Raw genomic sequence first — 7,181 nt, forward strand, 5'->3', positions numbered from 1 at the left:
GGTTGCTGGGCCGCCGTCAGGTAGTAAGAAGGGGGGCGGGTCAGACGATGATGAGCATGAGTTCGGCGGGTTCGTCGTGGGGGTTGGCCAATTGATGCGGCACGTCGCCGGGAGCTTGGGCGCAGTCGCCGGCATGCAGGGTCGTACGACGGTCGATGGTGACGATCTCGATGCTGCCCTTGAGGACGAAGAAGCTCTCCCGCGATCCGCTGCGGTGCGCGGCGAAAGCCGAGGTCTCGCTGCGCGGGTCGAGGCGGTAGTGGACGACGTCCATGTTCTCGATCGCCGACGGCAGATCCCGGCGCCAGACCCCTTTCCCGAAGGTCGAGGACGTGGGGATCGCCTCGCTGCGGGTGATGGTGACTTCCGGCGCGGCCAGCAGTTCGCCGACGTCGACGCCCAGGGCACGGGAGAGTCCCATGGCATTCGAGACCGATGTGTCCTGCTCTCCTCGTTCGATCTTCGACAGAGCGGCGCGGGACAGTCCGGCCCGAACCGCGAGTTCGTTGAGGGTGAGGTTGTTGAACTTGCGCCGTGCTCTGATTCGGGCGCCGAAGACACGTGCGCCGAGATCCTCTTCTTTCACCATTGGAGCATCATATTCTATTCTTGGATCATAGAATCGCATCTCACAAAGGAAACTTGACTCCATGGCGGCAGTGCTGGCTCACACCCCGATCCTCATTGCCATCCTCCTGCTCCTGTTCAAGCAGAGTTCCTGGGTCGCGGCCCTGGCCGGAACGGTGCTCGCGGCCGGCCTCGTCGCCGTCGCCTTCCCCACCCCCGCCTCGGTGCTGGTGGAATCGGGGATCGGCTACTTTCCGCTCATCTTCGAGGTCGCGCTCATCCTGCTCTTCGGCATGCTGCTCGCCCGGCTGCTCGAGTCCGCCGGCTCGATGTCGCAGATCTCGTCCTGGGTCGAATCCCTGTCGCCGGGGCGACCGCTCGGGGTCGCGCTCGTCGTGTTCGGGATCGTGCCCTTCGCGGAGTCGGTCACCGGCTTCGGCATCGGCGTCACCGTCGGGGTGCCGATCCTCACCCACCTCGGGTGCACTCTGCGGCAGTCGGCGATCCTCGGCCTCCTCGGCCTCATCGCCGTTCCGTGGGGCGCCCTGGGTCCGGGCACTACCGTCGCGGCGGCGCTGGCCGGACTCGACGTCGACGAGCTCGGTCTGGCCACGGCGTGGATCAATGCGATTCCGGTGATCATCGTCGCGATCGCCGTGGTCGCGATCATGCGACCGTCCGCCGCCTCGGCGCTGGGGATCATCGGTGCCGGCGCACTCATGTGGGCGGGGATCCTCGCCTCCAGCTACGTCATCGGTATGGCCCCCTCGGGGATCATCGGATCACTCATCGTCATCCTCGTCGTCGGTGCGCTGTTCATGATCCGCAAACGGACCACGGGGCTGACGCGCAGCCTCGGCGTGGCGGTTCTGCCCTACGGGGTGCTCACGATCGGACTGCTGTTGGCTCGCACCCTGCATTCGGCACTGCCCTCGGCTGTCACGCAGATCATCGCCTCTCCCCCGTTCTGGCTGGCGGCCGCCTGCCTCATCGCCGCGATCACTGTCGAGGGCAGGCGCACCGTCTCCATCGCGGCCGTGCGCTCCTGGGTTCCCATCGGGGTGGGCACGGCCGCGTTCATGCTCATGGGCTGGATCATGACGACGACGGGAATGAGCGAGGCGATCGGCGGACTGCTGCCGGCAGGGCTCGTTCTGCTCACTCCGTGGCTGAACTCCATCGGCGCGGTGCTCACCGGGTCGAACACGGGGGCGAACTCGATGTTCACCGGCACCCTGACCGCCGTCGCCGCTTCGTCTCACGTCTCGGCACTGCCGGTGGTCGCGGCCGGAAACGCGGCCGGTTCATTGGCGGCCCTCGCTGCTCCTCCCCGGGTGGCCATGGCCGTGCAGATCGCGGATTCGTCGGCGGCCGCCTCGGCGCGGGACATCTCCTGGGTGCAGGGCCGGGCGCTCGCGGTGGCCGGGATCAACGCCCTGGCCCTCGGCCTGTGGATCCAGTTCTTCGCCTGAGGGTCGTTCGGTGCGCGTCTCAGACGCGGATGATCTCACGGGGGAAGTTCGTGAACGGCTCGCAGCCGGTGTCGGTGATGAGCACCGGTTCGGACAGTTCGATTCCGTAGCCGTTCATCCACATTCCGCCGATGAGGTGGAAGGTCATTCCCGCTTCGAGGATCTGGTCGTCCTCGGTGCGGATCGAGATCGTCCGCTCGCCCCAGTCCGGCGGGTAGCCGATGCCGATCGAATACCCCAGGCGACTGGGTTTTTCGAGTCCCGACAGAGCCAGCACCCGATTCCAGGTACGGGCGAGCTCCGCGGTGGGCACCTCGGGAGCGGCAGCGTCGAGGACTGCCGACAGTGCCTCGGCGACGACCCCCTCGAGGCGGACGAGCTCCTGCTTCGGCCGCCCGGTCACCGCCGTACGGGCCAGCGGAACATGATAGCGGCGGTGAACACCGGCGAGTTCGATGCTCACCGATTCATCGCGTTCGAACTTCCGATCGGTCCAGCTCAGGTGCGGGGTGTCCGCGCTTTCGCCGGTGGGCATGAGCGGGACGATCGAGGGGTAGTCGCCCCAGACCCCGTCGCCGCCTCGGGTCTGAGCTTCGGAGATCGCGGCCGCCACCTCGTTCTGACCGACTCCGACGCCGATCGTGCCCAGTGCCGCGTCCATGGCCGCGGTGGTGACCTTGGCAGCCTTGCGCATGAGCGCGACCTCGGCCGGAGATTTGACCGCACGGATCCAGTTGACGAGCTCGAAGGAGTCGACGAGGCGCCATTCGGGCACACCATTGACGAGTGCGCGGAAGGCTCGCGGGGAGAAGAAATGCGAATCCATCTCGACTCCGACCGGAGAGGTGGAGGCACGGGCGACCTCCCACCGCTGGCGCAGGGCGAAGGCGACCCAGTCGAAGGGGTGGATATGGGGGCGTTGCACATAGCGTTCGGGATAGCCGACGATGTCCTCGGGCGGCAACCATGAGGTGTGCGAGGCGCCGCGGGCGTCCATATCGCGCATGAACAGCGTCATCGGACCCGACGAGGGCACGAACAGCAGCTGCGGGGTGTAGAAGGACCACGCGTTGTAGCCGGTGAGGTAGTAGATGTTCGCCGGGTCGGTGACGATGAGCGCGGCCAGGCCCTGGTCGGACATGCGGTTGCGCACCGAGGCGATCCGCCCGAGGTACTCCTCGGCGCTGAACGACAGTTCGTTCGCGCCGATCGTATCGACCTCGCCGGGAACCGGCTGCGGGCGCGCCTTGACCTCTTTGCCGGCCTGCCCCTGCTCGGCTCCGGGACGCATCCCGTACACATCCGGGCGATGATCCTCGCCGCCGTAGAACAGCTCACCCTCATTCATGATCCCAGTGTGGTGACCCCGCTCACATACTGTCAATCACTGTCACCGCGCGTGTTGCCGCCGGTGCGCCGATCCGCGCGGCAGCGGGAATCCGCGGGCTTCCGCAACGGCGATTCGCAGCTCAACAGGGATTCGGACGGCTGCCGACAGCGGCCCTCAGCGATCCCCGAAAGGCCGACCCGGTCGGTCCGCGAACGGCGGTTTCGGGCGGTCGGCGGACAGCCGATTCGAGTGGTCACCACCGGCGGGTCCGGGCGCACGCGGAAACGGCGCTCGGCACGGATACTCGTCGGCGGCCTCGGCGAATTCTGACGAATCCAGAACCAAACAATTTCCGTTTCGACGGAATTCGCAAACGAAACAGCGCATTTCAGCAGATTCGGTGATAGATTGTCCTGAGACGCACATCACGGAGGTGAAGAATGGACCCGCTCCTGCCGAACGGCAGCGGTTCCCGACTGGGGAATCTCGACGAGAAGTCCAAGGCGATCATCGTCGAACTGCAGCACGACGGACGGAAATCCTATTCGGCCATCGGCAAGTCCGTCGGCCTGTCCGAGGCCGCCGTGCGCCAGCGGGTGTCGCGGCTCATCGAGTCGGGTGTCATGGAGATCGTCGCCGTGACCGACCCGCTGAGTCTGGGATTCGCGCGGCAGGCGATGGTGGGGCTGAAGGTCCGCGGGGACATCTCCGCGGTCGCCGAGAAGCTGCACGACTACGACGAGATCGACTACCTCGTCGTCACCGCCGGTTCGTTCGACCTGCTGGTTGAGATCGTGTGTGAATCGGATCGGCATCTGATCGAGTTCGTCAATGAGGAGCTCCGCTCGATCGATGCCGTCGTGGATACGGAGCTCTTCATGTACCTCTCACTCGAAAAGCAGAAATACAACTGGGGGACGCGATGACAGACAATGTCACCAGGGCCGGCACTCCTTATCAGGATGCCATCCGCAACAACGTGTGGATGCACATGTCGCCACACCAAGCACTGTTCAACGGTGGTGAGGCGCCGGTCATCGTCCGCGGTGAGGGCCACCACATCTTCGACGACAAGGGCAAGAAGTACCTCGACGGTCTCGCCGGCCTGTTCACCGTCCAGGTGGGTCACGGTCGCGAGCAGATCGCGAAGGCGATGTACGACCAGACGCTGAAGCTGCCGTTCATGCCGTTGTGGTCGTACGTCCACCCGCAGGCGATCGAGGTCTCGGAACGTCTGGCCAGCTATGCGCCGGGCGATCTCAACCGCGTCTTCCTCACCTCCGGCGGCGGCGACTCGGTCGAGTCGGCGATGAAGCTGGCGAAGAACTACTTCAAGCTCGTCGGCAAGCCCGGCAAGCACAAGATCATCTCGCGGGCCACCGCCTACCACGGCACCCCGCACGGCGCGCTGTCGGTGACCTCGCTGCCGGGCCTGCGTGAGCAGTTCGCTCCACTGGTCCCCGGAGCCCACAAGGTGCCGAACACGAACTTCTACCGGGCACCGGAGCACCTCGCCCACGACGAGAAAGCCTTCGGCCGCTGGGCCGCCGACCGCATCGGTGAGGCCATTGAGTTCGAAGGTGCCGACTCCGTGGCCGCCGTCTTCCTCGAGCCCGTGCAGAACTCCGGCGGCTGCTTCCCGCCGCCTCCCGGATACTTCGAGCGGGTGCGCGAAATCTGCGACGAGTACGATGTGCTGCTGGTCTCGGATGAGACGATCTGCGCCTACGGTCGCATCGGCGACATGTTCGCCTGCAACGACTTCGGCTATGTTCCCGACATCATCACCTCGGCCAAGGGCATCACCTCCGGCTATGCACCGCTGGGTGCGATGATCGCCTCCGATCGACTCTTCGAGCCCTTCGGTCCCGGCGGCGATGAGACCTTCTACCACGGCTACACCTTCGGCGGTCATCCCGTCGCCTGTGCCGCCGCGCTGGCGAACTTCGACGTCTTCGAAGAGGAGAAGCTGGGCGACCATGTGCATGAGAACGCTGCGGCGTTCAAGTTCACGCTCGAGAAGCTCAAGGACCTGCCGATCGTCGGTGATGTCCGCGGTGAGGGGTTCTTCTACGGAATCGAACTCGTCAAGGACAAGGACACGAAGGAGTCGTTCACCGAAGAGGAGTCCGAGCGGATCCTCAAGAACTTCGTGTCGGCGAAGATGTACGACAGCGGCCTGTACTGCCGCGCCGACGACCGCGGCGACCCGGTCATCCAGCTCTCGCCTCCGCTGACCGTCGGTCAGAACGAGTTCGACGAGATGGAGCAGATCATCCGCGGCGTCCTCCAGGAAGCCTGGACAATGTTCTGACCCCAATTGCCACCTGACGGCGGCTGAGCAACCTCGCGCAAGGTTGTTGGGCCGCCGTCAGGTAGTTCCGGGGCGATATTCAGCGGTTCTGGTCACGTTCACGGGCCTCGCGACGAGTCATCGGCGGCCGTTCTCCTGCAGGGTCAGCAACCGTGCACGTGTCGGGCGCGGCAGCGGATCCGGTGGGCCGCCTCGGCGGGCGCACTTCCGATTTCACCACGAGGACGCCGAGTCCGGTCGTCAGCGGAATCGCGACGACCAGACCGATCGAGCACACGAGGATGCTCACCACTTCCACCGACATGTCCCCGAGCGTGAACGTGTCGAACAGCGGCTGATCATGCGCGGAGACGATGATGAGCGTCATCAGCGCCGAGCCCACATAGGCGAACGTGATCGTATAGACGGTCGAGGCGATATGGTCTCGGCCGATGCGCATCGCCCGAGCGAACAGCTGCGCCGATTTCATCTCGGGAGCGGCTGCTGCCAGCTCCCACACCGCCGAAGCCTGAGTGATCGTGACATCGTTGAGCACCCCGAGCCCGGTGATGAGGATCGCACACACGATAATGTCGGTCATCCCCAGATCCGTCGTATCGACCAGCAGGTACCCGTCCTCCGAATAGGCGATGCCCAGATTCGCCCAGGACGTCATCCACGCACCGAGGATGCCCGTGATGACGATTCCGAGCACCGTTCCGAACAGCGCCGTCGACGTCCGCGTCGAGATTCCGTGCGCCAGGTAGAGCGCGATGACCATGATCAGGCTCGCCGAGACCATCGCCACCAGCACTGGCGGCTTGCCGTCGAGCATGGCCGGGAGCATGAAGACGAACAGCACAGCACCGGCGAACCCGAGTCCGATCAGCGCGCGCAGTCCCCGCAGACCGGCGACGAGGAGGACGACGATCGCGTAGATGATCGCCAGGGCCAGCATCGGAACGTTGCGGTCGAAATCGATGAACACGTAATCGGTGGCCATCTCCGCCCGGTCCGGCGACTGCGTGAAGTCGAGGACCTTGATCGTGTCGCCGACGTCGACGCCGGCTTTGACCGCGTCGGGGGTGACGTACAGGTTGCCTTCGTGCCCGTCCGCCTCGACGGTGTAGGTCGTGCAGTCGGCGCGGACCATCGGGTCCGTCTCGCCGGGCTCGCAGTCCGAGGCGTCGACAGCGGTGACGGTGACCTTCGTATCGGTGGTCCCCTCGGCCGAGTTCGTCGTCGGCCCGCCGCCGGGCAAGTCCTTGTCCGGCCCTGACGGCCACAGCACGAAGAGCCCGGCGATCGTGACCACGATGAGCGGGATGAGGCAGGCGAGCATGATCAGGCGGACCCTCGGCGAGGCCTTCGGTTCGTGGTGGGACGTCATATGCATGGCGGTCCTTCGGGAGGTGGCTGATCGCAGAGATGCGGGGCGGTGAACCAGGCCGGATCGGCGGCTGGTGCTCGCCGTGGCGGCCAGCTGTGAGCAGAACCACCTGACGGCGGCCCAGCAACC

Annotated in this window: 6 protein-coding genes; 3 read left to right on the plus strand and 3 right to left on the minus strand. The window is 65.6% G+C overall.

All coding sequences use genetic code 11. From position 1 onward, the window contains the following. Window positions 1–40: 40 nt before the first annotated feature. Window positions 41–589 carry a helix-turn-helix domain-containing protein gene (locus tag ACTIIH_RS15605; RefSeq protein WP_101593375.1) on the minus strand — a complete coding sequence of 183 codons (549 nt, stop codon included), beginning with the start codon at window positions 587–589 and terminating at the stop codon, window positions 41–43. 61 nt (window positions 590–650) lie between these two features. Between ACTIIH_RS15605 and ACTIIH_RS15610 the strand changes: the two genes are divergently transcribed. Beyond that, the gene (locus tag ACTIIH_RS15610) at window positions 651–2,039 is read left to right on the plus strand and encodes an L-lactate permease (RefSeq protein WP_101593373.1); all 1,389 of its coding nucleotides are present in this window, start codon (window positions 651–653) and stop codon (window positions 2,037–2,039) included. Window positions 2,040–2,058: 19 nt separating this feature from the next. On the opposite strand, the gene ACTIIH_RS15615 is transcribed toward ACTIIH_RS15610, so the two are convergent. Continuing rightward, the gene (locus tag ACTIIH_RS15615) at window positions 2,059–3,387 is read right to left on the minus strand and encodes a M24 family metallopeptidase (RefSeq protein WP_441091626.1); all 1,329 of its coding nucleotides are present in this window, start codon (window positions 3,385–3,387) and stop codon (window positions 2,059–2,061) included. A gap of 422 nt (window positions 3,388–3,809) precedes the next feature. On the opposite strand from ACTIIH_RS15615, the gene ACTIIH_RS15620 reads away from it, so the two are divergent. Continuing rightward, window positions 3,810–4,295, plus strand: coding sequence for an Lrp/AsnC family transcriptional regulator (locus ACTIIH_RS15620; protein WP_169252424.1), 486 nt, complete (start codon window positions 3,810–3,812; stop codon window positions 4,293–4,295). Continuing rightward, window positions 4,292–5,683 (plus strand): aspartate aminotransferase family protein, encoded by a 1,392-nt coding sequence (locus ACTIIH_RS15625; RefSeq protein WP_441091627.1) that lies wholly within the window; start codon window positions 4,292–4,294, stop codon window positions 5,681–5,683. The genes ACTIIH_RS15620 and ACTIIH_RS15625 overlap by 4 nt, the downstream gene beginning before the upstream one ends. Before the next feature lie 79 nt (window positions 5,684–5,762). Here ACTIIH_RS15625 and ACTIIH_RS15630 read toward each other — a convergent pair whose 3' ends face one another. Beyond that, a complete protein-coding gene (locus ACTIIH_RS15630; protein WP_441452765.1) occupies window positions 5,763–7,058 on the minus strand; it encodes a YibE/F family protein in 1,296 nt (431 codons plus the stop codon). Between the last annotated feature and the right edge of the window lie 123 nt (window positions 7,059–7,181).

The sequence above is a fragment of the Brevibacterium sp. genome (assembly GCF_052105255.1).
Lineage (GTDB): Bacteria > Actinomycetota > Actinomycetes > Actinomycetales > Brevibacteriaceae > Brevibacterium > Brevibacterium linens_B.